General features: G+C 48.0%; 17 protein-coding genes. 9 read left to right on the top strand and 8 right to left on the bottom strand.

Annotation, left to right across the window (positions count from 1 at the left end; genetic code table 11):
• Positions 1–63: 63 nt before the first annotated feature.
• Positions 64–2,640, top strand: coding sequence for a glycerophosphoryl diester phosphodiesterase (locus ACYVGR_RS18115; protein WP_460959184.1), 2,577 nt, complete (start codon positions 64–66; stop codon positions 2,638–2,640).
• Between the two features lie 258 nt (positions 2,641–2,898).
• Entirely contained in the window at positions 2,899–4,626 is a 1,728-nt protein-coding gene (locus ACYVGR_RS18110; RefSeq protein ID WP_460959182.1) for a sodium:solute symporter family protein, read from the top strand.
• Here the strand turns inward: ACYVGR_RS18110 and ACYVGR_RS18105 are convergent.
• Both ACYVGR_RS18105 and ACYVGR_RS18100 read right to left on the bottom strand, forming a co-directional pair.
• Entirely contained in the window at positions 4,582–4,989 is a 408-nt protein-coding gene (locus ACYVGR_RS18105) for a PIN domain-containing protein (RefSeq protein WP_460959180.1), read from the bottom strand. The genes ACYVGR_RS18110 and ACYVGR_RS18105 overlap by 45 nt on opposite strands.
• A complete protein-coding gene (locus ACYVGR_RS18100; RefSeq protein WP_460959178.1) occupies positions 4,986–5,222 on the bottom strand; it encodes a hypothetical protein in 237 nt (78 codons plus the stop codon). The genes ACYVGR_RS18105 and ACYVGR_RS18100 overlap by 4 nt, the downstream gene beginning before the upstream one ends.
• Before the next feature lie 67 nt (positions 5,223–5,289).
• On the opposite strand from ACYVGR_RS18100, the gene ACYVGR_RS18095 reads away from it, so the two are divergent.
• Positions 5,290–7,347, top strand: a complete 2,058-nt coding sequence (locus ACYVGR_RS18095) for a glycoside hydrolase family 2 protein (protein ID WP_460959176.1) — start codon at positions 5,290–5,292, stop codon at positions 7,345–7,347.
• Positions 7,322–9,598 carry an FAD-dependent oxidoreductase gene (locus ACYVGR_RS18090; protein WP_460959174.1) on the top strand — a complete coding sequence of 759 codons (2,277 nt, stop codon included), beginning with the start codon at positions 7,322–7,324 and terminating at the stop codon, positions 9,596–9,598. Before ACYVGR_RS18095 ends, ACYVGR_RS18090 begins: the two co-directional genes overlap by 26 nt.
• A gap of 110 nt (positions 9,599–9,708) precedes the next feature.
• Here the strand turns inward: ACYVGR_RS18090 and ACYVGR_RS18085 are convergent, their stop codons facing one another.
• The 4 genes from ACYVGR_RS18085 to prmA all read right to left on the bottom strand — a co-directional run bounded on the left by ACYVGR_RS18085 (position 9,709) and on the right by prmA (position 18,451).
• Entirely contained in the window at positions 9,709–11,427 is a 1,719-nt protein-coding gene (locus tag ACYVGR_RS18085) for a GMC oxidoreductase (RefSeq protein ID WP_460959172.1), read from the bottom strand.
• A gap of 48 nt (positions 11,428–11,475) precedes the next feature.
• The gene (locus ACYVGR_RS18080) at positions 11,476–12,411 is read right to left on the bottom strand and encodes a CPBP family intramembrane glutamic endopeptidase (RefSeq protein WP_460959170.1); all 936 of its coding nucleotides are present in this window, start codon (positions 12,409–12,411) and stop codon (positions 11,476–11,478) included.
• A gap of 134 nt (positions 12,412–12,545) precedes the next feature.
• Entirely contained in the window at positions 12,546–17,582 is a 5,037-nt protein-coding gene (locus tag ACYVGR_RS18075; RefSeq protein ID WP_460959168.1) for a hypothetical protein, read from the bottom strand.
• A gap of 38 nt (positions 17,583–17,620) precedes the next feature.
• Positions 17,621–18,451 carry a 50S ribosomal protein L11 methyltransferase gene (gene prmA, locus ACYVGR_RS18070; RefSeq protein WP_460959166.1) on the bottom strand — a complete coding sequence of 277 codons (831 nt, stop codon included), beginning with the start codon at positions 18,449–18,451 and terminating at the stop codon, positions 17,621–17,623.
• Between the two features lie 110 nt (positions 18,452–18,561).
• Here prmA and ACYVGR_RS18065 point away from each other — a divergent pair, with 110 nt between their 5' ends.
• Together ACYVGR_RS18065 and ACYVGR_RS18060 are read left to right on the top strand one after the other, a co-directional pair.
• Positions 18,562–19,347, top strand: a complete 786-nt coding sequence (locus ACYVGR_RS18065) for a cysteine hydrolase family protein (protein ID WP_460959164.1) — start codon at positions 18,562–18,564, stop codon at positions 19,345–19,347.
• Between the two features lie 21 nt (positions 19,348–19,368).
• Entirely contained in the window at positions 19,369–19,998 is a 630-nt protein-coding gene (locus tag ACYVGR_RS18060) for an LON peptidase substrate-binding domain-containing protein (protein ID WP_460959162.1), read from the top strand.
• A gap of 72 nt (positions 19,999–20,070) precedes the next feature.
• Here ACYVGR_RS18060 and ACYVGR_RS18055 read toward each other — a convergent pair whose 3' ends face one another.
• Positions 20,071–21,222, bottom strand: a complete 1,152-nt coding sequence (locus ACYVGR_RS18055) for an AI-2E family transporter (RefSeq protein WP_460959160.1) — start codon at positions 21,220–21,222, stop codon at positions 20,071–20,073.
• Between the two features lie 294 nt (positions 21,223–21,516).
• On the opposite strand from ACYVGR_RS18055, the gene ACYVGR_RS18050 reads away from it, so the two are divergent.
• Both ACYVGR_RS18050 and ACYVGR_RS18045 read left to right on the top strand, forming a co-directional pair.
• On the top strand, positions 21,517–22,224 hold the full coding sequence (locus ACYVGR_RS18050; protein ID WP_460959158.1) for a response regulator transcription factor: 708 nt from the start codon (positions 21,517–21,519) through the stop codon (positions 22,222–22,224).
• A gap of 90 nt (positions 22,225–22,314) precedes the next feature.
• Complete coding sequence (locus tag ACYVGR_RS18045; RefSeq protein WP_460959156.1) at positions 22,315–23,349, top strand: sensor histidine kinase; 1,035 nt, start codon at positions 22,315–22,317, stop codon at positions 23,347–23,349.
• Between the two features lie 75 nt (positions 23,350–23,424).
• Here ACYVGR_RS18045 and ACYVGR_RS18040 read toward each other — a convergent pair whose 3' ends face one another.
• Positions 23,425–24,687, bottom strand: a complete 1,263-nt coding sequence (locus tag ACYVGR_RS18040) for an aspartyl protease family protein (protein WP_460959154.1) — start codon at positions 24,685–24,687, stop codon at positions 23,425–23,427.
• Between the two features lie 240 nt (positions 24,688–24,927).
• Here ACYVGR_RS18040 and tpiA point away from each other — a divergent pair, with 240 nt between their 5' ends.
• Positions 24,928–25,692 carry a triose-phosphate isomerase gene (gene tpiA / locus ACYVGR_RS18035; protein ID WP_460959152.1) on the top strand — a complete coding sequence of 255 codons (765 nt, stop codon included), beginning with the start codon at positions 24,928–24,930 and terminating at the stop codon, positions 25,690–25,692.
• Positions 25,693–25,764: the final 72 nt, after the last annotated feature.

Here is a 25,764-nt window from a genome sequence, read left to right as displayed (position 1 = left end):
GTGTCGGTTTTTAGAAACCGACACCACGAACACCGAGAATATCAGTGCAAACAACCGTTAACTATGAAGTACTTGAAAGGTATTTTTATTGTCCTACTTATAGCAGCCTTACAAGTTCAGGCTCAATCACCCCAAACCCTGTCGCTGAGTAATGATCGGGTAAAAATCAGTTGGCAAAACACCTCAACGGGTTGGGCAATTGGGCAGGTGGCAGTACGCAAAGGAAATGCGTGGCTGAACATGGCTAATCCTTCTGGAGAAAATACCCTACTGTATGCGGCCGAAAAACCATCTGATAAACCCGATACGACGTTTAAAGACATCACCGGGGCTATTTTCCCAGGCGAGAAATACCATTACCAACAAGTGCAATGGGCGGAAAGTACAAATCCGGTTTCGCTGAATAAAGCGGGCAAAGCCATTCATTTTTTCCCGAAGAAAGCCGAGCAGGTTAGTAAAAACAGGCTGGTATTTCGGCAGGAAACTGAGGTTGCCAGCATCGTTACCGAGTGGGCACTAGACCCAGAATTCGCATCGGATATTATTGTTAAGCAGACGATTAGCCCGAAGAAAGCAGGTTATTTTTCGCTCGCGACCCCAACGCTTGCCACAACTCTGGAGAAGAATCTGGCCTGGGCTACCGTACCGGGTTATTTTCAAGGGAACAAGTTTCAACCAAATTTTGCGCTGGCCTATGCCTACGGTCACGGCATCCCGACACTGCCCGTCATCTACCGCGAACGTTGCGCCAGTACACTTAGCCCGATGATTACCACCAAAAATGGTGTTACGCTGGCTGTTATCCCCGAACCAGGCCTGGCACGTGACCCCTGGGCGCAAGACAAAATCACGCAAATCGACTGGAACATCGGGTTGTCGCACATGAATCGCAAAGCCCAGCTTTCGCCAACGCTCTACTATCCGGTATTGGGCGAACCCAAATCGGCGTTAAAAACAGGCGAACCGATTAGCTATACGTTTCGATACAACCTCACCGATGGCGATTGGTTCAAGGCGCTAAACCACGCGGTATATGATGTGTATCGGTTCAAGGAAACGCTCGGATTACGGCAAAGCAAGCAATCGCTGACCGACCGAATCGAAAAAATGCACCATTACCTGACCGACCCAAAAACGTCTTTGTGGAATATTGAAGAGTTTGAAGGAAAGAAGATCGGGGCTCAGTCGTATCTGGGTGGTGTAGTTGGCTCCGATAAAGACGCCATGAAAAACTCCGATTATGGTGCGATGTGGATGCTGGCCAACGCAACGAAAGATCCGTTACTCACCCAAAACGTGTTGCCCTACGCCGAGAATTTCAAACTTGCTCAGCAGGAAACCGGGAACAATTTTTTCAAGGGAGCACCCGAAGGACAATACTTTCTGGCGAAAAAGAAAAAGTTTGTCGAAGAATGGGGCGAAGTTGTCGAACCCATTGGCCTTACGTATTACACCATGCTCGACCTTGGCAATATGATCTTGTTCGAGCCCACCAATGCTGAATTAAAAGAACGGCTTCGGTTCGGTGCGGACCGTTTGTTAACCTGGCAAAAACCGGATGGTAGCTGGGCTGTCGCCTATGATCACCATACCGAAAAAGAAATCTTCAAAGACATTCAGGATGTACGGCCCACGTTCTACGGATTGATCGTTGCCTATCGCATTCTGAACGATCCGAAATACCTCGCTGCTGCCCGCAAAGGTGCCGATTGGTTTCTGAAAAACGCCATCGAAACGGGCAGCTATCTGGGGGTATGTGGCGACGCCCGTTACGCCCCCGATTTCGCGACCGGCCAGTCGGCGCAGGCGCTGTTAGATTTGTATGATCTGACTAAAAACGCCCGTTACAAAACGGCTGCTATTACAGCGGCCAAAGTGTACACTACGTCGATCTACACCCATCCGATTGCCAGTCATAAGCCCAAAACCGTAAATGGAGTCGCCCGCGAAGATTGGGAGATTAGCCAGACAGGCTTGAGTTTTGAACACGGCGGCATTTTCGGGTCGGCGACTCGGCACGGGCCTATTCAGTTATGCAGCCACGCCGGTCTATTTATTCGAATGTATGGCTTAACCAAGGAGCCAATTTTTGCCGATATGGCTCGGGCGGGTGCTATCGGGCGTGATGCGTTTGTCGACCAGAAAACCAGCGTGGCTTCTTACTATTGGCAGGCCATGAACCGAGGAGCTGGCCCTTATCCGCACCATGCCTGGTGGCAAATTGGCTGGCTAACCGACTATCTGATGGCCGAAGCCGAGTTACGATCAGCCGGTAAGGTAGTTTTTCCGCGAGGATTCGTAACACCTAAAGTTGGACCACACCAAACGTACGGTTTTAAAGCCGGAACGATTTATGGGCAACCCGCTACCTTACTGATTCAGGAAGAATTGGTAAAACCCGATAGTCCCGTTATCGACTACATTCTGGCACAGTCTGCCGATCAGAAAAAGTTGTTCGTCGTTCTGCAAAACAACCGCGTTCAAGCAACGAAATCCAACATACAGATCAACCCTGCCGTATTGAAAAAACGCATTGCAAGCGCAAAGTGGCTGCCTACCAACGAAACGGTTGCCCCCGACGTCATTTCAATTGATTTGCCAGGTTTTGGCCAACGTGTGCTGGAGATTGATTTACAGTAATTTTTTGACAGGATTTACAAGATGAACAGGATTGGCATCTAGGAATAAAATCCTGTTCATCCTGTAATTGTAAAACTTCTTTTTGTAGTCGCATTTTTTGTCATCCCGAGGAACGAGGGATCTTCGGTAGCGAACCAAAAACTCCTTTTACCGAAGATCCCTCGTTCCTCGGGATGACAAAAAACCAATTATAGCTCGGATATAGAAAGTTTAAACAGCTTCCCTGTAAATCCTGTCAAAAAACATAACTAAGACATTATGAATACAACCATAGATACTGCCGTTATTGTCATTTTCTCGGCCTTTGTGTTAGGCATCGGGATGCTATTTGCCCGAACCGGCCGAAATCTGAAATCATTCTTTGCGGGTGGGGAGGCCGTGCCATGGTTTATTGGCGGCCTATCCCTGTTCATGAGTTTCTTTTCGGCGGGCACGTTCGTGGCATGGGGTTCCATTGCTTACAAACACGGCTGGGTAGCCATTACCATTCAGTGGACCATGTGCATTGGCGCATTAATCACTGGCCTTTATCTGGCCCCTCGCTGGAAACAAACAGGTGCTTTAACAGCCGCTGAGTTTATCCGCACCCGGCTAGGAACAACCGTCCAGAAAGCGTACATATTCATTTTTACGCTGGTTTCGCTGTTCATTAAAGGTTCGGTGTTGTATCCGGTGGCTAAGTTGGTTAGCTCGTCGCTGAATTTACCGCTGGTTCCCTGCACAATTGGTCTAGGCTTCTTCATGATTGCCTATACAGCCGTTGGTGGGTTGTGGGCAGTTATGGTGACCGATATTTTGCAGTTCGTGGTACTATCGGCGGCTGTATTTATTCTCTTACCGCTTTCGCTGGATAAAGTGGGCGGTATCGACGGGTTCACGCAACACGTGCCGGCTGACTTTTTTAATCTGCTAAACGGCGAATACACTTTCGGTTTCATAGCTGCTTTTGTCATTTACCACATCTGCTACATCGGAGGCAACTGGACGTTTGTGCAACGCTACACCAGTGTTGACAGCCCGAAGTCGGCGCGCAACGTGGCGTTTCTGTTTGCGGGCTTATATCTCATCAGCCCAGTTATCTGGATGATGCCGCCCATGATTTACAAAGCCATCAACCCATCATTAACCGGGCTTGATACCGAGAATGCGTATCTTATGATTTGTAAGCTCGTACTGCCACCGGGCCTTCTGGGCCTAATGCTAACGGGCATGTATTTCTCAACATCGGCGAGTGCAAACACGGCCCTAAACGTCGTGTCGGCCGTGTTTACGAATGATATTTACAAAGGGCTGATTAACCCAGCGGCTTCCGATAAAAAGCTGATTCAGGTAGCTCGGGGTTCATCCTGGGTATTTGGGCTGGGCATGATTGGGATTGCGCTGATGGTGCCCGCAGCCGGTGGCATTGTGGAAGTGGTGTTAAGCATCTCATCCATTTCAGGCGGTCCGCTGTTGGCTCCTCCTCTCTGGGCGTTGTTCTCCAAACGCCTGACCAGCAAAGTAACGCTTTGGGTTACGGGCATTGGCCTGACTGTCAACCTATTTTTTAAGATACTGGCTCCTCTCCTATTTGATTTTAAACTGACCCGAGGCACCGAAACCATCGTTGGGGTTGGTCTCCCGTTGCTGCTGTTACTGGGTTATGAGTTGTGGGCGCGGTCAAAAGATAGGACCGCTAACGAATACTATCAATACCTGATTGCCCGTCAGCAAAAGCGGGAGGATGCGCAAAGCGAATCGCCCGAAGAAGCGTTGGCCATCCGACAACAGAATCGGTTTGGGCTGCGGGTCATTGCCGGATCACTGGTATTCACGGCGTTAATGCTGGCTGGTTTAAGCACATTTGCCAATGTGGGCGGAGGTATCACCGCAGCACTTGGTGGCTTAGTTCTGCTGGCAGCATTGATTCCCTGGCGAGCTTCCCAACGCGTTCAGTTGGGATCAAAGTCGGAGCAAATCGAGAAATTCATCAACACGGATAACTGATAAACGGGGAAATTCAATGTCACGAAGAATAGAAAAATGGCGATCCTCAGAGACTACATGGTCAGCGTTTGACACTAAAGCGCAGTCCACATATTTATTGTCGTCTGGATCGTTATGCATTAAGCCCCATTCAAAATATACAGGCTGTAATGAACAATTTTCTAGCGAAAGCAAAAGTTTAATGACGTTATCGGCAATGGTTGGGGAGGTCTTCTCGGCTAGCTTTTCGTGGTATTCCAACAAAATATCTGTGCTCAGAACCAAATCAAACTTACCAGTTTTTAAAGCGTCAAAAATTGGTCGATATGGCGACGCGACTGGAAGTGATATCAATAACACATTAATATCCAGTACAATTCTCATTGAGCAGTACGGCTACGCAGGTGTTCATTTTTCCATCCCTCAACAGTCTGCTCACTCCAGCCTTTTTCCTGCCATAACTGGCCCATCTCGGCATCAATTTTTTTGGCAAAATAATCAGCAAGAAGCAATCGAATTTCTGTCAACTCTGTGTCGGAAACGGCATAGGGATACAACTTCAGCAATTCCATCTGAAGGTTGCTCAATTTCGAGGGTATTGGTTGCGAAGTTGCCATTGTGTACTTCCTTTTCACAAATATAAAATAAAGCTTAGCGAATTTATAAACGAGCCATACTTAACACATGACCTATACAAGAACCTGTTTCCTAATACTATTGATTTTGGGCCTGCTCACAACGAGCTTCGCCCAATACACCATTCGCGACCCAAATGCAATTCCGCTACACGGTCAATGGGTATTTGCCATGGACCCAATGGCCGTTGGGGAGAAAGCTAGCTGGTATCGGGAAGACGCACCGTTGGGCCGCTGGAACAAAGTAACGGTTCCGCATTGCTTCTCGGTCGACCCGCGCTATCAGTTTTACACGGGCCCGGCCTGGTACCGCCGAACGTTCCCGTTTAAACCAACTCCGGGAAAGCGCGTTATTCTTCACCTCGACGCTGCTTATTACGAAACCGCGATCTGGGTCAATAACCAGAAAGTGGGCACTCACGAAGGGGGCTACACACCTTTTCATTTTGACATAACCAGCTTTTTAAAAACGAACGGTTCGGACAATACCATTGCCATTTCGGTCAATAACAATACGTGGCGAGTGGGTACAATTCCCGGTGCCAAAGACAACAACGAGCCTAACGACCCATTTCCGGGCTGGGTAAACTATGGTGGCCTTATTCGGCCCATTTACCTGACCGTTGAGCCAGATGTTTACGTCGAAAATGTGAAAACGGAAGCTATGCCTGACCTAGCGAAGGGCACAGCTACGCTGAAAATCAAAACCCGCGTTCGTAATGCCAGTGCACAAGCCGTTACGCCAAAACTAGCCTTTCGGGTAGAGCAGACTGGGAAGCCCATTACGCTAACCTGGAAACAGCAGCCAGGAAACGTAGCGGCTAATCAAATAGCAACCTTAGAAGCCGAAACGGTTTTGAAGGCAGCCGATGTTAAGCTGTGGAGTATTGACCAGCCAACCTTGTATGATGTACAGGTCATAGCGGCTTCCGATACCATTCGAACCCATTTTGGGATTCGTAAAGTGGAAGTTCGGGATGCGCAATTACTGCTGAATGGCCAACCGATCAAAGTAGCAGGTGGTAACCGCGTGGTCGATCATCCTGGCCTGGGCACACTGGAACCGGATTGGCTGGTGGAAAAAGATATGCGCTTAATGAAAGAAGCGGGTATGGAGCTTCACCGGCTAACCCATTATACGCCTTCCGAAACCATTTACGACTGGGCCGACCGCAATGGTATGCTGATCATCACCGAAGCCGGAAACTGGCAGCTAACACCCAGAGAGATGGACAATGATACCATCCGCACGAAATTCAGGCAACAGTTTCGGGAGATGGCCGAGCGCGACTGGAATCATCCATGCGTAATTGCGTATAGTGTGGGCAATGAGTACCTCTCCGAGCAACCAGCGGGGCAGCGTTGGACCAAAGACATGATCGCCTACGCGCGCGAGCTTGACCCTACTCGCCTGTACACCTTCGCGTCGATGCGGTTAAATATTTTGCCGAAAAAGCCTGAAGATGAAGCCAGTCAGTATTGCGATTTTATTTCGACCAATACCTATGGCAATCACCTCAACATCCTGAAACACATCCATTCGCTCTACCCCGACAAACCGATTTTTATTAGCGAATACGGTACCCGAGCCGATGGCAAAGATGGGGAAGCAGGTCAGGTCACACACCTTGAGAAATTTCTCACCGACGTTCGGCAATTGCCCTACATTGTTGGGACTTCGTGGTGGTCGTTTAATGACTATTTGAGCCGGCACGATGGCACCAATCCAGACGGTACCCGTCCGTGGGGCCTGGTGCGGGGAGATCGATCGAAGCGGCCTCTTTACCAGACGCATCAAACCGGTATGGCCCCCGTTACGGTTGAGAAAATAAGCTGGGAAACCGGTAGCGAGGGTGTACATACGCTAAAACTACGCGTGACGGCCCGAAAGGATTTCCCTGCGTATGCGATCAAAAATTACACCCTAAAAACCAATACTCGAACGATTCCTATCCCTGACCTTCAACCCGGCCAACAGGCCGATGTAAGCATTCCCGTGCGTGGTTTCGACAAAACATTATCTGTGGAAGTCGTAAAGCCAACCGGATTTTCTATTCTCATCCAAACGATTGATTTAACGAATGATACGCGAACAAGCAGCCGATAAACGAACCCCAAAAACCATTCGCCACGATGCCGACCTGATTGTTGTCGGTGGAGGGCTGTCGGGCGTTTGCTGCGCCATTACGGCTGCCAGGGCAGGTATTCGGGTAGTGCTGGTACAAGATCGACCCGTGTTAGGCGGCAACTCATCGTCCGAAGTCCGGTTGTGGGTATTGGGCGCTACGTCGCACATGGGCAACAACAACCGCTGGGCGCGCGAAGGCGGAGTTATCGACGAATTATTGCTCGAAAACCTATACCGCAACCCCGAAGGGAATCCGCTGATTTTCGACACGATACTGTTAGAAAAGGTAGTCCTGGAGCCCAACATTACGCTCCTGTTGAATACTATGGTCTATGAGGTGGAGAAATCAGGCGAAGCTATTAAGTCGATCAAAGCCTTTTGCAGCCAAAACAGCATGGCCTACGAACTGGTAGCACCACTTTTTTGCGACGCTTCCGGCGACGGTATCGTTGGCTTTCAAGCCGGTGCCGCCTTCCGAATGGGTGCTGAGCGTCAGGAGGAATTTGGGGAGAAGTTTGCCCCGACCGAAGAGTATGGTGAATTACTCGGTCATTCGCTGTACTTCTACACCAAAGATACCGGCCGCCCGGTTCGGTTTGTTCCGCCAGCTTATGCGCTGGACGACATCACCAAAATACCCCGTTATAAACGCTTCAACGCGCAGGAATACGGCTGTCAACTGTGGTGGATTGAATATGGCGGTCGGTTAGATACGGTTCACGATACCGAAACCATCAAGTGGGAACTTTGGAAAGTGGTGTACGGTGTCTGGAATTACATCAAGAATTCCGGCCAGTTTCCCGAAGCCGAAACCATGACCCTCGAATGGGTTGGGCAGATTCCCGGCAAACGCGAAAGTCGCCGGTTTGAGGGCGATTACATGCTGACTCAACAGGACGTAGTCGAACAACGGACGCATCCCGATGCGGTTGCCTTTGGCGGCTGGTCAATTGATTTGCATCCTGCCGACGGTATTTTTTCGGAAAAACCGGGTTGTAATCAGTGGCATAGCAAGGGGCTTTATCAGATTCCGTACCGATGCCTATATAGTCATAATGTACCGAATCTGTTTCTGGCTGGGCGGATTATCAGTGCTTCGCACGTAGCGTTTGGGTCGTCTCGGGTAATGGCCACAAGCGCACATGTCGGGCAGGCCGTAGGTATGGCGGCAGCGCTTAGCACGCGAGACTACCTGCTTCCCCGCGACCTCACCGAGCCAGCCCGAATGCACACGTTACAACAGGAGTTACTGAAAACCGGGCAGCACATTCCAGGGCTTAAACTCCGTGATGAGAGCGACCTTGCTCAACAGGCCAAACTATCGGCATCCAGTGAATTTGTTTTGAATGAGCTGCCTGCCGATGGCCCTCTATTGCCCCTGACATCTTCAGCCGCTCAGATGTTGCCCTTGTCGATTGGCCCCGTTCCGCAACTAACCGCCTTCGTAACCGCCGATCAGGATACAACGCTAGTGGTTGAATTGCGACGCAGTAGCAAGCCGTTTAACCATACACCTGATGTAACGCTGGAAACGTTGACTATTCCAGTCCATAAAGGCAGGCAGGAGATCCATCTGGATTTTATTAGTCAGCTTTCAGAAGCTCAGTATGTATTTGTGATGTTCATGAAAAATGAACACATTCAACTGCAATACAGTCAGTTGCGTGTTACGGGTATTTTGTCGGTCTTCAATAAAATCAACCCGGCCGTATCGAATTACGGGAAACAGGAGCCAACGGAAGACATTGGCGTCGACACGTTCGAGTTCTGGTGTCCGGAGCGTCGGCCAGCTGGTCACAACATTGCGCTTCGGATTCAGCCGGGTATTCGGTTATTCAGTCCGGCAAACGTTCGAAACGGGGTTCAACGGCCAACGAATCAGCCTAATGCCTGGGTTGCCAGGACGGACGACGCAAATCCTACGCTAACGTTGAGCTGGCCTTCTCGCCAAAAAATCAGCCGTGTGGAGCTACGATTCGATAGCGATTTCGACCATCCGCTGGAAACGGTTATTATGATTCATCCGGAAACGGTTGGCCCATTTTGCGTACAGGAATACATTGTCTGCAATGACCAGCAGGAACGTATTTTTCATCAGGCGCATAATCACCAGAGCAACAACACGATCCGGTTCGATACTCCAATTGAAACAAGTAGCTTAACGATCCATTTAAAGAAAAAAGACGGGTTAGCCCCTGCTTCATTGATGGAGATTCGGTGTTATAGTTAGAGCATTTTTGTCATTCTGACGAAGGAAGAATCTTAACGTTTCCTTACCCACAAATGAGGATATTTTAAGATTCTTCCTTCGTCAGAATGACAAAAAACATGATCAAAAACTCATAAATCTCCCCGTTTCAACGCCTTCACCGCATAATCGGCCGCTCGCGCAGAAAGCGCCATGTACGTTAACGATGGGTTCTGGCAAGGAGAGGAAGTCATAACGGCCCCATCGGTACAGAACACGTTTTTGACGATGTGATGCTGATTGAATTTGTTGAAGACTGAATTTTTCGGGCTGGTTCCCATCCGGGCCGTACCCATTTCGTGGATGCTCAGCCCCGGATGCGCCTGACTGTCGAAACCTTCTATGTTCGAGAAGCCGGATTGTTCCAGCATCTGAATGGCCTGATCGTGCGCATCCTTCCGCATAAGGGTTTCGTTTTCGCGGTAGTGAACGTCCATTTTCAGGACAGGCTGGCCCCATTTATCCTTGATTTCATCAGTCAGATAAACCCGGTTGTCTTCGTGAGGCATGCACTCACCGAAGGCATCGAGTGTGATTTTCCAGGTACCAAACTGGGTGGCTTTCTCTTTAAAATCAGCACCGAAGCCTTCTTCATGGTAGGCATGATCCCAGTTTTCGCGACCGGTATAGACTTCAAAACCATAACCGCGTTTGAACGCCTGCTTTTTCTGATTCGGCAGGTTTCGGAAACGGGGAATATACAGTCCTGCCGGATGTCGACCGTAATAGTATTTGTCTAAATCGTGGTCATAATCGGCGTGGGCTCCTACATGAAAATGGTGATCCATCAAATTGTGGCCTAGCTGGCCACTATCGTCCATGCCATTTGGAAACCGCTTCGACTTGGAGTTCATCAGAATGTAAGTCGAACCCAGCGCTGATGCATTCAAAAAAATGATACGGGCCTGAAAGTCATGCCATTGGTGCGTTTGCTCGTCAATCACCCGAACACCCGTGGCACGGCCCGTCTTTTCATCGTAGATAATTGAATTGACAATCGAATGTGGTCGAACCGTTAGCCGATTGGTTCGGCGGGCAGCAGGTAACGTCGCCGATTGGGTGCTGAAATACGCGCCATACGGACAACCGCGCATACACAGGTTTCGGTATTGACACTTAGCCCGGCCCAAGTTCGTTTGTTCCTGCGTTGGTGCTGTCAGGTGAGCCGCCCGGGCCGAAATTACCTTGCGATCGGGAAATTTCTCATTCACCGTTTTTCGAAGATGGGCCTCCATGCAGTTGTCGGGCATGGCAGGCTGAAACTGGCCATCGGGCAGATGTGGCAATCCGTCACGATTCCCTGCAATTCCGGCGAATTTCTCGACATAATCGTACCAGGGCGCGATGTCTTTGTACCGAATGGGCCAGTCGGTAGCAATACCCTCTTTGGCGTTGGCTTCAAAATCAAGGTCTGAGAAGCGAAACGAATAGCGTCCCCACATCAGCGATCTCCCGCCAACATGATAGCCCCGAATCCAGTCGAACGGTTTTTCTTCGACATAGGGATTTTCGAGGTCGTTGACGAAATGGTGATGCGTTGCTTCGGTAATGGAGAATCCCGTTCGATTTTGGACGGGGTACTTTTTCAGCAACTCAAGCGGCATGGCCTGATTGTGGTGCGGAAAATCCCACGGATTCATCGTGGCCGTATGGTAATCTTTGACGTGCTCAATCATCCGTCCTCGTTCGAGGAGCAAAACGTTGAGTCCTTTTTCACACAGCTCTTTAGCCGACCACCCTCCGCTAATTCCTGAGCCAACAACAATGGCATCGAATTTTTTACCGGGTGGAATAGATAGGTTGTTTATCATAGGTTTAGGTTTTTTAACTGCAAAGAACGCAGCGTTTTTTTACATACTTCAGTGAGTCGCCTTTTGCAGGAAAGCGGCAATCTCCATGCCCCAGGCAATGCCAATATGAATGAGCAATCCACCCCAGATACTCCGGGTACTTAGTGCCAGCACGCCTAGTAAATAACCACCAAACAGTGACGAAATAGCCTCACCCAATGGCCTACCAAAATGGATGGCGCAATACCAGACAATCATTGGCAATACAGCGCCATGGCCCAGTACTCTACTCATACCAATAACGAGAAATCCTCGAAAAAGGAGTTCGGTCGGTACGAAATCCCAGCCATAACAGAGTTCGTAGACAAGCGCCGTTACCCATTCAGGTAGGCCGAAGAACTCGTTGGCGTTGGTATCGTGGTAGGTCGGGTACGATTGCAGAAAGTCCGGCTGAAACGACGCCAGTGTAATGAGCGGAATCATCAGGGCCAGCATAATTGCATAGAGCGCCAAACCCTTTCGCTTTGGAGCCATGCCATAAAAGCTACTTGGATAGGGATCTGCCAACTTATAGAACAGAAACAATGGTAGTACAATTGTCAGTACCGATTGCAGATTATGCAGGCAATAGTACGCAAACACATAAATCTGCCCATCAAATAGCTGTCGGCTCCATTCGCTGTGCGCATAAAAACCCGCATAGATCGAATAGGCAATCAACGCAACGCCACTTCGGAGCCAGAAATCCTGGCTTCGCCAGATGTCGGCCCGATGATGAAAGTGTGTCCAGAGCCAAACGCTGACGTAGTAAGCAGTGGCGTACAGGCAAAAATAGAGAAACGGCCAGATGGGTTTTCCCTGAAACGAATCAATATAAGAGTCTTCAATGTCGAAGTAGAAATTGACCGCTAGCAGCAAAGCAGCCCAGAGCGCAGTGGCGACATAAAGGTCAAGCCGAAAGTCTATTTGAAGGTGGTTGCGTAAGTCTCGCCAGAGGGCTTTCACGTAAAATTTATAGCAGTGGGATGATTTTTGACATTCCGACGTCAGGAGGAATCTCAAGTTTTATAAGAGTTAAGCTTGAGATTCCTCCTGATGTCGGAATGTCAAAAAACGATTTAAATCTGGCAGAAAAAACGCTAAAATCCTTCTTTCTCCGCTTCCTTGTCTTTTTTCTTTTCGTCTTTCTTTTTCTCTTCTTTCACGACCTTTTGCCCTGGTTGTAGTTTCGGTTTTGGGGCAGGTTTGGCTTTGGTTTTGTATTGATCGAGGTAACGCTCGACAAAGGTCGTTTTTTCATCGACCGTGGCCGGTACCACTTCTAAGGTTGCTTTAGCGGAGTTTTTAGAACCAGCAATCAGTCGGTCATTAATATCCTGCTCGGAGGTGATAATGGCCAATTGACCTAAAGCCGTTGGTGCATTACCCGGTTTGTAGTCATAAAACACCCATACTTCGGGCGAGGATTCCAGATAGATACTGACTTCATCGCCGTTCGCTGTTTTCCTAATTTCGACAAAGCCGTCCATCTGGGCGTTAATATCTGTCGCCATGATGTTCGACACGCCAAGCTGACCCGTACTGTAAAAGGCATTGTACTTCGTAGACCAGCGTAAGTTCGCATTGGCCAATACGAGCATGGCATTCAACTTGGGCGATGCCTGATTCAAAGGCACGTGCTGATTTTGGGCTTTCACGCGATAAGTCTCCACCGCCTGCAAACCAATCAGAGGTAGTAATTTATCCGAAAGTCGATTCAGATCATCATCAGCGGCTTCGTCATTTTTCTCTTCCTGATTGGCTTTAACGAGTTTATCCGAAATAAGGCCATTAATTGGATCAGGAACCGGGAAGGCAAAAGCTAGTAGCGTATTGAATCGATACAGACTACTATCGATATTAATCCGAGCCGAACCTGCCGCTAACAAGTATTCATTCGGGGCTGAATTAAGCAGATTCAACTTGCCTTTGAAAGTCATCACTCCGCGTGCATCGTTGAAGGTAAACGCATTTTCTACCTCGTCTTCTACAGCCGCAACAGCAGCTGTGCTATCAGGCTTGGCACTGTTAGTTTTCGTACTATCTGCGGCAGGAGCCGCTGCTTCGGCCTGACTCGTTGCAGGTTCGCTTCCTTTCGAGGCAATTCGATATACTTTGTCTTTTTCATCGTACCGCATGATCCCTGAGGCCGAAAAGAGATCCGTATCTCTCGAATCCTCTTTGGGCGACAAGAAGGTTGGGTACAAGCCCGAACCATCTGCTCGGAAATGAATTCCAGCTACCAGTTGCTGGGCTCCTTCATTCTTTAGGTTTTTATCGACTTTAATTTCGAGTCGTTCAGCAACTTTTTCTTTGAACGGAATCCAGCCGCCTATCAAATCCTGCCGTTTTTTCAAGGCTGGCTTAATAAATCCATCCATGGCCAGATCGCGCGAAGGAGCCTGCATGGCAATGGTGCCTTTGAACAGCATTTTCGGCGCCAATTGCAGGTTATCGTCTTCATCTACTTCGGCCCGAGCAACCGTGAAATAGGTTGTTACTGGCTTAGTAGCCGCCGAACGGCGGCCTTTGGGGGCTTTCTTGGCATCAGCGGTTAATGAAGCCGACGCTACGGCTGGGGCTTCTTTTAACTCGAAACTCCCCATTTTGATACTCGCCGTATCTCCTTTGGCCGTAGCAAATTGGTACGTAGCGTCACCAGCAAAACGCGTTCGGGAAAGAATTTGGATATTCCCGTTTTTGAGCCGGTGAAATAAACTGATTGTGTCTAATTCGAGTTTGGCATTTTTCAGCGCCAGCATTTCACCATTACGCCGGATCGACACCAGACCCTTGTCGGGGAAAATACGGGCATCGGCTGAGGCAATGTAAGGGACACCACTAATGTTCAGGGTTCGCTTTTCAACATCGTACAAAGCCGCCGACGCCTTGAATGTCAGGCCTTCCTGTTCCTCGGCAGTTGCGGTGAAGGTTGATGTTTTTACATCACCTTTCATGGCAATAGTCTTGGCATTTACGTTCCACTGAGCCCGGTTAATGCTGGTTTTATAGGCTGCAAACGGGAATTCCATACTCGCTTGTGCTGTATCGCCAATGCTTTCTCTTTTCGTAATCGCTAAACCAACAATACCTTTTACCTGGTTAAAATCCACATCGACATCTCTTCCCAGTAGAATAGGTTTACCGAGTTGGGCTCCGGGGGCTTCCGTTGCCGATATGATCTTAAACTGAGCATTGCTCGCGACAAAACCCTCTTTATTGAACTTAATGCCGTTTGAAACGGTCTCCGAGTCTTTCCGACGCAGGGTTCCATTCCCAAACAATCCTGACGAACGGAGAACCAGGCCTCCTTCCAGATTGGTCGTTGCGTTGTAGAGGTTGAAGTTATTTTTCTGGGTGGTAATGACCATGCTATCAGCCTTAGGCCACCATTTCAGGCTGAAGTTGTTTACCTGAACCTGCGGAAAATAGCCTTTCCCGATTAGTCCCTCCTTTATCTCGCCTTTTTCTCCGGAAGCCAGCAGCGAATCGGTCATAAACAAAATGCCATTCGTATTCAGGCTGGCCGTCATATGACTTAGCACCCCTTCGGAACGAAGCCCGCTCTTGTCCATAACCACATCACCCGTGAATTTTACCGTTGAGGGTGTTGTACCTTTCTTGCCAGCATACACCGGATAACCCGTTGGGGGAGCCTTGTGAACAAAGCCCAGTGTGTTGTCAGGCATAGTTACTAGCTGGGCTTTGAAGGGCGGGAAAATGCCGTCGGAATAGAAGGTTCCCATAAAGGAAATGTCGCCTTTACCGATACTGTCGTTGTCAATGGCCGGAATCTTGAAATAGACTTTCTGATTATACGTGATGTTTCCCCGCACAGGCTGGTTAAAATAAACGGTCATCCCTTCGGGCATCACCAATCGTTGAGTAGTCTTTTTCCCTGCAACCTGACCCGATTTGTTATCGGCACTAGCCAGATAAACCGTCCCGGGATTCTCGTATTTGATATCACCCCCAATTTCGCCCTCTTTCCCCTGTGCCGCCAGTTTTTGCGACGAGAAGGTAATGGAGTCGATCTTGTTGAGATTCATCGAGAACTTGTCGTAATTAAACTTTAAGTCACGACCAGCGTAGCGCAGCGTTCCCGCCTTAAGTTGACCATTGAGTGTGAAATCGCGCCCTTTGCCAATCCGCAATACTTTATCAGATGGGAAGCCAAATACTTTCAGTGAATCTGATATGGTAAAGCGATTAACGCCCCGAATGGTCAGAATTTTATCGTCGAGGCTTATACTCGCATTCTTGATACTATCATTCGAAGCAAAGACCGATTGGATTTGAAAGTTATCGTAGTCGCTTTTCTTCGCGTAAGCCAACACATACAACGCGCCTTTTCGGCTCAATCGCATCTCTTGGGTAGTTGGGTTTCGCGTGATATATCCTTCCAGCACCATCCGATTCAACGAACCTCGTAACGATGTTGCGTTAACATTTTTAGCAAACTGGGTAATGTCGTCATCGTAGAAGGTCTGTTGCTTTTTGGTCGAGACGAAATTCGCTACAATTTGCAAGGGGTGAAACCCATAGTCAACGGTCAGATCGGCATAACGCTGTGGCTGGAAATAATCGAACGATTCGAAGCGCACTGGAACCTCCCGTTTAGCACCAACCTGATAGAAATCGACTTTCCGACGTGGTAAGTCCCAACGAACAACTTCGGGCAAGATGTAAAATTTATGGTATGAATCGGAATAAGGAACGCGGGCGAAATCGGTACGTTGTTCACGATCGAGCCAGGCGATGCGCTGTTTTTTGTCGTACCGCAACATTACCGATGGATGAGTAATTGAATCGGCATCTACATAGCCAATAAATGAGGCCGATGTAGCCGAAATGGTTGGACGAGATATACCTTTTGTAGAAGTAGCTAGCTTTGCGGGTTCGGTTGTGTTAAAACCAGACTGTGCTAGCCCTGCCTGCGTTGAATCGACAGCCGTCGTGTCGCTCATGTTGAAATCGAATCGGCGACTCGTTGCTTTGAAGGCTGGCTTTCCGTTGTATTTAACTGTCAATTGAGCAGGCTGCCCACTAGCCGATGCACCAACCATCTGCGTGCCCGATAAAGCTAATCCACCACGATAGTCGATATCTGGACCAAGGTCAGGCAGTTTAACGTCGTTCTGCCACGACATGAAGCGTGGATAGGTAACAGGGCCGCCTTTCTTCTTACTAACGTATTCAAACACACCCTTAATTGGCTTGGCAGGGCCGTAGGTCAAGGTAACATCATCAGCTTGCAAGCGCGGATTCATGGTCGTGAGTGCATACTCGCTTAGCGTTACGAAAATGTCAGGCCGTCCGGCGGTAGCCCAGGTAAACTTACCGCCCTGGCCGACCAGGATACCATCTTTAAGCATCATATCGCCACTCGTGTTCGCCAAAATTGCCGAATCGCCATTCGCTACGATCGCCAACGTTACATCTTTCAACGTAATAACTGGCCCTGAAACCGACGGAATTGGCCGACGCTGCGGAATGTATTGCGCTCCCAACTGGCGTGATTGAGTAGAATCGGCAGAAGCGGGGGTATCCCATCCATCGAATCGAGACCGCTCGGCAGCGGCCTTAGCAGCTGCTATAGAATCGGCGGGCGTCTGAACGGCTCCCGGCTTAGCCGGTTGCAGGGCTTCGACATAACGCAGTTGAAATGTTCCCCCAAGCGCATAGAGTTTGTTGTAATTGCTGGCGTAGAGTTCATGGCGGTCCATAAATCGCCGGGTCGTTTCGAGACTTCGGGCAAATGCTTTGGGGTCATTCGCGTCGAATAGCTTTTCGGCAATTGTCAGCAATCCATCAACATTCGTAGCGGGTTGTTGCTGAGTTGTCAGATAAAGCGATTCATAAAAAGGGGCGAAATGCGTAGCTGCTGGAAGCCGCTTCTGATTCATTTTTCGGCTCAATACCATCACCCGCTCCTGTTGTTGTGCCGACAGTCGGTTTTCGGACCAGAGTGCCTGTAAATTCGTTCCGGCCCGTACGGCAACTGGTCCACCGGTTGCCATTAGTTTTTGCACATCGGCCATGAACTGATCCGGCTTATCGGAAAGCCGAACCGCCTGACCGAACGAAACGGTCAGGGTAGTCAAAGTAATTATCAGGCTATAATAAATACGATTCATATCCAGCAACTGACTGACGTTCGATTGCCCGAACGCGATCAGGGTTTATAAAATGACAAAGATGTCCATTGATTTGTGGTGGCTCGGTTAGCCAGGCTCAATCCGACCTCCACTGCTTTCTGTTCAATATCTGGCGCGTCGTTTTCGTAAAAACCACTGACAACAAGATACCCGTTATTGGTCAATAAGTTTGTGTAGGATGGAATTTCAGCCAGCAATATATTCCGGTTGATATTGGCGAGTACGATATCGTATTGGGTCGTCGGGTCAACATCGGCAATCGTCCCCTGAAACACCGTAGTCTTCGGACAGTCGTTTAGCTCCGCATTTTCACGGGCATTTTCAACGGCCCACTCCTCAATGTCGAAAGCCAATACCGTTTGAGCACCCATTTTCTCAGCCAGAATCGCCAGAATGCCGGTACCACTACCCACATCGAGTACTGACTTCCCGGCAAAATCAAGGCCGAGCTGTTGTTCCAGCATCATGGCGGTGGTTTCATGATGGCCTGTACCAAACGACATCTTCGGATTAATGACTATATCGTAACGAAACCGGGCATCCGACTCATGGAAGGACGCCCGGACCCGAACCTGGTCGGCAACTTCTATCGGCTCATAATCGCGTTCCCACTCGGCGTTCCAGTTTCGTTTCTCTAACGAACTAACTTCGTAGGCTATTGCGGTCTGACCCTCGTATTTAGCAATCAATTCCTGTACGGCCTTTTCATCAAAATCCGACTCAACAATATAAGCACTCAAGCCCTCGTCGGTTTCAACAAATGACTCAAAACCAAGTTCGGCCAGCTCGGCAGTGAGAATATCGGTATAATCGGGCGACAGGCGCAGTTGGAGTTCCGTATAATTCATACATCAAAGTAACGAAAAAGGGGTAAGTTGTTCGATGTGTATGCGCTTTTTCGCTTATTTCACACATGTAGCGCGGACGGTCGGCCGTTGCCGTGGAAACCAAAACAACCGTGAAAAACGCTTTTCTAATTATTGATGCCCAATACGATTTCTGTCATCCTGATGGGGCCTTATTTGTGCCGGGAGCTGAACAGGATATTGAGCGTATGGCGACCCTTATCCGGCAACATGCCGATCAGATTGATCACATTGTTGTTACGCTCGATACGCACCATGTTTTAGATATCGCTCATCCGCTATTCTGGCATGATGCAGCGGGTAAAAACCCTGCTCCTTTTACGCAAATCACGGGAGCAGATATTGATGCGGGTAAGTGGATACCGAGATTTTCGCCCGAAAAGGCCATAAAATACGTTCATGACCTTGAAGCCGATGGACAGTTTACCCATTTCATCTGGCCCGAACACTGCCTGATTGGCTCACGAGGAGCTGCTTTGCATGACACCCTGTTCGATGCCCTGAAAGAATGGTCGAAACAGCGGGAGCTTGATTACAAAGCCGTACAAAAAGGCTTGTATCCTCTATCTGAACACTTCGGCATCTTTCAGGCACAGGTGCCTGATCCAGCTGTTCCCGAAACTCAACTTAACACCAGTTTGATTGCCGATTTAGCCCGTTTCGATACCGTTTATCTGATGGGTGAAGCCAAGTCGCACTGTGTGGCCAATAGCCTAAAACAACTGCTGGATTTTGCGCCGGAACTCGTTTCTAAGCTGATCGTCGTGACCGACTGTATGTCTGACGTAACGGGGTTAGGTTATTTAGGTGATCCTATCTACGCCGAAGCCCAGGCCCGAAATATCCGTTTTATGGCATCAGACGCTATTTTCAACTAAAACCCGTAACTTTTCGGCGTTATGCAAAAGACGCTCTCTCTGTTCCCTCTTAACCTTATTGTTTACCCTGGCGAAGATTTGAATCTCCATATTTTCGAGCCTCGGTACCGACAGCTCATCAACGAGTGTCTGGAGGAAGAACGTACATTTGGCATTCCTGCCTTTATCAATAATAAGCTTCCTGGTTACGGCACCGAAATGCACGTGACTACACTCCATAAACGCTATCCTGATGGGCGAATGGACATTAAATCGAAGGGACTTGGTGTCTTTCGATTAGTGAATTTCGAGAACCCGATGGCGGGTAAGTTGTACGCTGGCGGAGAGGTTGAGTTAGTGGAACCCAGTGATGGTTTCAGCGCCCACGCATCGGCACTGGCCGAACGGTTGAAGCGGCTATACACCTTACTGCAACTCGACATAGATTATTCGCCGACAGTTAAAAACCTTTCCTATAAGGTGGCTCACAAAGTTGGCTTATCTGTAGAACAGGAATACGAATTGCTGACACTAGACACCGAAGCCGAACGCCAGCTATTCTTGATTCAACACCTAAATACCGTATTACCCGTCGTCTCAGATATGGAACGCACCAAAGACCGCATCCGAATGAACGGCCATTTCAAGAATCTTGACCCGCTTAATTTTTAAAGAGTGAAAGAGCGAATGAGTGAATAGCTGACGCAAACATTATTCACTCATTCGCTCTTTCACTCTTTGAATTCAATTCTTTTCCTCCACTTTCCCAATCTTTTTCGCTCGTTTGGGTAACTGCTCGGCCAGTTCCTGCAGGTTTTTGATAGGTGGTCGAGGTTTCTCAGCTTCGCCGATCAAAAACCCATAGGGCTTGAGTGGCTCTGTGGCATCGAAAATAACTTTTAGTATGGCCGTCAGGGGCAGCGCTAAAACCAGACCTGGAAGTCCCCAGATATTTTCCCAAAGAATAAGGACAACAATGGCGGCCAGCGGGTTAATGCTAACTTTAGAGCCAATAATGTAGGGCGTAATAAAGTTGCCTTCCAGCGTTTGTACAAATAAAAAGACGCCGATTACCCCTAACGCTTTGATTGGATTGTCCTGTGTAACCAGCGTATAAGCCGCTGGCAATAAAGATCCCATCGACAGTCCAAAGTAAGGAATCAGTACCAGGCAGGCTCCAAAGAATCCGAAGAAAACGGCATAATCTACGCCCAGAATGAGCAAGCCGACAGTCATCAGCGTGCCAATGATAAGAATAACCAGCACCAGACCAGCCAGATAGTCTTTCACCACCTCGTAAATGCCCTGCATCACGCTATCAATCTTTGACCGGCGGACTTTTCGCAATATTTTATAAAAGAAAGACCTGAAGAAATCGCGATAGAGTAAAAAGAAGAAGGAAAATAATAAGACGAGGAACAGATTGGTGATTATATTAGTGGTAGCCAACAAGGTTGACGTTAAAATGGTACCTCCCTCAGCCAGAGCTTGATTAAGGTATTTTTTCACTTCAGTAACCTGTCGCTGGCGATTTATATTTAGCTGTTTGTCAGCAAATGTCTGGATGCTGTCAATGTACTCGTTACCACGGTCAATAAATTTTGGAATCACTTCAGCAAAACTGCTAATCTGAATTGAAATGGCATAGAATAAACCACTTAAGATCGCTAGCGCTAACACCAGACAAAGGACAATAGCCACTACGCGGGGCGTTTTCCAGTTTTCGAGTCGTTGTACCAGCGGAAACAGCAATACGGAAAACAAAATGGCGAACACCAAAGGAATAAGGATACCTTTCAGTGCATGCAGGCCATAGACAATAATAACGAGTGACAGAAGTACGCTAACAACTTTAACAAAGGGAGGCAACTTAATCTCCGAAGCGTGATTATTCATAGTAACAGGTAACAACCGAGGGGAGCTTAGTTCTATTTTCAGCATTTGGCAGGGTTACCTAAGTAGCCAACCATCTGTTATCGGCTTTAGTTTGAACAATAGACTTCTTTATAATCAATTAACGAACTCGTTTTCAGTTGAAAATTAGGGGCGTTGCTTATGAAGTAACTGTTAAGTTTTTGTTAAGTATGCGTTTGTAATTGGTAACGTTGACTATAAGCCACGTAACTTCGGGCTGTTAATGCTATAAGTAAGCTACTAAAAGTAGGTCATTATCACCAACTTCCATCTCGTATGAGTGCTGCAAAAGCCGCTCAACCACTGCATCGCGTTTTAGTCGTTGACGACGACGCCGACATTGTTGAAATGCTCGAATACAACCTTAATAAAGAAGGTTATGAAGTCCGTACAGCAACCGATGGACGAAAAGCCATTGAAATTGCCAAGACGTATTTGCCCGAATTGGTTCTGCTCGACATCATGATGCCCCATCTGGATGGTATCGAAACGGGTCGGCAACTTCGCGACATTGCCGAACTCCGCCAGACGTATATTCTTTACCTGACAGCTCGCTCGGAAGAATACTCCGAAGTTGCCGCTTTCGACGTAGGTGCTGATGATTATCTCACCAAGCCGATTAAGCCACGGGCACTCATGAGTCGTATTAACGCGCTGTTCCGGCGTGAAGCGCAGAAAGCAGACCCCGGCGAGCAAATTACCATTGCCGATCTGCTGATTAACCGAAAGAATTATTCGGTTAGCCAGAACGACAAGTCAATCATATTGCCGAAAAAAGAATTTGAGTTACTGTTTTTTCTGGCCCAACATCCGAACAAAGTCTGTAGCCGCGAAGAGCTACTTCAGAAAATCTGGGGGGCCGACATTTACGTTCTCGAACGTACAGTCGACGTCCACATCCGCAAACTCCGCGAAAAAATCGGCGACGCCCACATCCGTACACTCAAGGGCGTAGGCTATATGTTTACCGATCAACCGGAATAAAAGGTGAAAGAGTGAATGAGCGAATGAGTGAATAAAACTACCGGATGGCATTCACTCATTCACTCTTTCACTCTTTCACTCATTCATTAAATGTCTCTCAGTCCCCGCATTATTGCGCTTTTACTGGCTTGCCTGATTTCGGCACTGACGCTGACCTTTTTAACGTTTGTTGAGGGGGTTACCAGCAGTATGTTGTTTGTGGTGGGCCTTTCGTCGTTTGCTATTTCGTTTTTTCTGGTGCTGTATGCTATTGAACTACTCGTGTTCCGGGAAGTCAATAAGATGTACAAAACCATCCATCAACTCAAAATCCGTGACTTCAGCATCTCCCGAAAATCGATCATCAAGAACACGAATCCGTTCAAAAAATTAAACGATGAGATTTTCGTCTACGTCGCCCGAAAACAACGGGAAATCGATGAATTGAAGCGCCTGGAGCAGTTCCGCCGGGAGTTCCTGGCCGATGTCTCGCACGAATTAAAAACGCCCATATTCGCAGCTCAGGGTTTTATTCATACGCTGATCGATGGTGCAGTCGATGATGAAAAGGTGCGGGATAAATTTCTGTCGAAAGCAGCCAAAAGCCTCGATGGCCTCGACGCCCTGGTAAAAGACCTAGTTGCCCTTTCTCAACTGGAAACCGGCGAAGTAAAAATGAGTTTTGGGCGAGTTGATCTGGCTGAAATCACACAGGAAATTTTTGATCAATTAGAAACGATTGCCCAAACCAAAGGAACGTCACTCTCAATACGAACAACCCAGCCGGGCCCTGTGTGGGTAAAAGCCGATTCTCAGCGTATTTTACAGGTAATGACCAACTTAATAGAAAATGCGGTCAAGTACGGCAATGAGAACGGCCGGGTTGTGGTGAATCTTGAAGAAGACAAAAAGCACATTCTGGTGTCAATTCGGGACAATGGACCGGGCATCCCACCTGAACACCTGAGCCGGATTTTTGAGCGGTTCTATCGCGTCGAGAAAAGTCGCTCCAAAGATCGGGGGGGAACAGGTCTTGGACTTGCTATTGTGAAGCACATCCTGAACGCTCACAAGACTAAAATTACGGTGATGAGCAAGGTCGATAAAGGCACAACGTTCCGGTTCAAGCTGGAACGGATGGACTGAAATGTCTCAGGTTTCAAGTTCAATGTTCCAGTCTACTCAATAACATGGAACATTGAACTTGAAACCTGAGACATTTCAGATTAACCGTTTAAGAAAAAAATGGGCCATTACAATCTGCCCGTTTCGTCGGGCCAGTACAGATACTTCTTTGCCTTCGCCCTTTTGGAATATCTTATAGATATCGCTAATTGACAGATCTTTTGCCGAACTGTTGTTGACAAATAAAACTTCATCCCCTTCTTCCAGCCCAGCCATAGCTGCTGGAGAACCCGAAATGACTTTATCTACGTAGTAATTCCGGAAGCTATCACCTTTTGCCCGAAGCTCCATACCACTCATATCGTGTTCGAAACTCTCATGCATCAGACGCTTGATGGGTTTCATCACAATATATTGATCCGGATAATTAAATGTAACATTGAATCGGCGCAATAGCTCACAGCCGACGTTACCCTGGCGTTCGGGCATGTTGACCAGTTTCATACCAAAACCCAGACTATCGGGGAATGAGGCCAAAATGTTGTCCATTTCATAGCGGCCAAACCGGATTTTCTGAATCCGACCCAAGCTCCCGTTAATTACTCCATTAAGACCACGACCTAATTGCGCCCGAATGTTCTTCTCAGGAATTGGCATCGACGCTGTACTGCGTGACCGATCAAGCAAGAGCGCATGACCTGCGCCTGTGTCTAAAACAACCCGCAACGGCAAGGTTTTTTGCCCATCAAACACCGATAGCGCATCTGTATAGGCTTTCGTATCCTGAATGGTAATTGGATACCGATCGCCTTTACGTTTGCGATAAGTGTATTTATCAGGCCGCATAATCATCAGCTCCCGGCGTTGAAAATCAACATTTACAACAAAGTTGGCGAAGATTTCATAGCCGAAAATACCGTGTACGGGCGTACCAACGTACTCCGACAATTTGAGCATATCTTCATCCAGAATAACCAGATTATGGTGCGCTGCTTTTAGCCCGCCCATAGTCAGACTATTGTTGATGGCAATAGAGGCCGTCAGACTCCCGCCTTCGCCAGCCCCGCTAATTTTAACTTTTCGGGTCAAATTCAAAGAGCTTTTCTTCAATGCAGCTGGGTCAGTAATGATTGTGTTACTAACCCCTGTATCCAGAATAAAATGCAGTGTATCCGAATCATTGACTCGTACAGGAACAATGATCAGATTCGAGTGAAGCTGAAACGGAATGCGAGTCCAGGTGCGATTTCCTGAAATAAAAAAGCCGTACCTATCCTTATCGGGCATGCGCTGAGGATCATCTCCCCGAGCAGCCAAACAGGACAGAAACAGTCCAAAGGCCAGTACCAGCGTTTTCATGTATAGCTTTATTTTATCAAATTAAAATTACGCATTTTTTTATTCAAATAACACAATTAATTAGCGATTGGTTTTAGGTCAATAAAAATGACAAAACAAGCATATATAAGCCTGGACAAAATTTAGCATACACACAAACAAATCGTTCGGTTTAAAACGCCTAATTTCGCCCTGGTTACGAAACGAATGATCTGTTCGTTTGATTTAGAAAACTGATTTTGAACGCCTTACTAATTTATTATGCGGAAGAAAATTGTTGCTGGCAACTGGAAAATGAATAAAACTGCCGATGAAGCTCAAGCCTTACTGTCGGAAGTAATCAATATGGTTAAAGACGAAGTCACAGGTGATGTGAAGGTTGTATTATGTACACCATCACTTTATCTGGCTTCGGCACAACAGCAGTTAAACCCAGGCGGTAAGGTGTCAATTGGTGCCCAGAACTGCCATGAGAAAGCATCGGGGGCTTATACGGGTGAGATTTCGGCGCCAATGCTGCAATCCATTGGTATTGAGTATGTAATTCTGGGCCACAGCGAACGTCGGCAATATTTCGGCGAAACAAATGCTCAACTTGCCGAGAAAGTAAACATTGCTCTCCAAAATGGCCTTGTCCCTATTTTCTGCTGCGGTGAGTCGCGCGATCTTCGCGAAAACGGCGACTACATTGGCTTTGTAAAAGATCAAATCACGGAAAGCCTGTTTCACCTCTCGGCCGAGTCGTTTGGTAAAGTCGTGATCGCCTACGAACCCATCTGGGCCATCGGTACAGGTTTAACAGCCTCTTCGGCACAAGCACAGGATATGCACTTTGAATTACGCCAGCACATTGCGGGTCAATATGGCGACACAGTCGCACAGGACACGACAATTCTATATGGTGGTAGTGCCAACGCCCAAAATGCAGCCGAACTCTTCGCCCGACCCGACGTAGACGGCGGTCTAATTGGTGGTGCTTCGCTCAAGGCGGCCGATTTCTTAACTGTCGTGAAGGCTGCTCAATAATTTTTAATGTTGAATGAGTGAGTGATAGACTGATTGAATAGTAAACCCAAGTCTGCTAATTCATTCTATCAC

The sequence above is a fragment of the Spirosoma litoris genome (genome assembly GCF_054776755.1).
The sequence above is the reverse complement of the archived record's forward strand: the minus strand, read 5'-3'. Positions and strand labels throughout refer to the sequence as shown.